This window comes from Streptococcus sp. HF-100, from assembly GCF_015594635.1.
Lineage (GTDB): Bacteria > Bacillota > Bacilli > Lactobacillales > Streptococcaceae > Streptococcus > Streptococcus vaginalis.
The window spans coordinates 1-774 of sequence record NZ_JADNQV010000017.1 but is presented as its reverse complement, the minus strand read 5'-3'; the positions used below and the strand labels follow the sequence as shown (position 1 = coordinate 774).

General features: G+C 39.1%; 1 protein-coding gene. It reads left to right on the top strand.

Annotated features, from left to right (window positions below; genetic code table 11):
* Positions 1 to 774, top strand: a 774-nt coding sequence (locus IYQ23_RS09425; protein WP_195674728.1) for an IS3 family transposase, incomplete at both ends; no start/stop codon positions are given.

The window sequence follows — 774 nt, the reverse complement described above, 5'->3', positions numbered from 1 at the left end:
AGCATGTTTAGCTCGCTCAACTTACTATTATCAATTGAAACAGCTGGATCAACCAGATAAGGATAAAGAGCTAAAGGATGAAATACAAGCCATTTATAATGAACTTACAGGCAACTATGGCTATCGTCGAATCCATTTAGAATTAAGGAATCGCGGATTTGTGATTAATCATAAAAAGGTTCAACGTTTGATGAAAGTCCTTGGTTTAACGGCTCGAATTCGTCGCAAACGGAAGTATTCTTCCTACCAAGGAGAGATTGGCAAGAAAGCAGAGAATCTCATTCAACGCCAGTTTGAAGCATCGAGGCCAATGGAAAAGTGCTATACGGATGTGACAGAGTTTTCTATTCCGAATGGCACGCAGAAACTCTATTTATCACCTGTTTTAGATGGTTTCAACAGTGAAATCATCGCTTATAATCTTTCTACTTCACCGAACTTGGAACAAGTGAAGAGCATGTTAAAACAGGCCTTCACAGAGAAACACTATGAGAATACGATTCTCCATAGCGACCAGGGCTGGCAATACCAACACGATTCTTATCATCGTTTCCTAGAGAGTAAGGGAATTCAAGCATCTATGTCGCGCAAGGGTAATAGCCCAGACAATGGTATGATGGAATCTTTCTTTGGCATTTTGAAATCCGAAATGTTTTATGGCTATGAGAATCACTTTAGGTCTTTAGAAGACCTTGAACAAGCTATTGTGAACTACATTGATTATTACAACAACAAACGAATTAAGGTCAAACTAAAAGGACTTAGCCCTGTGCA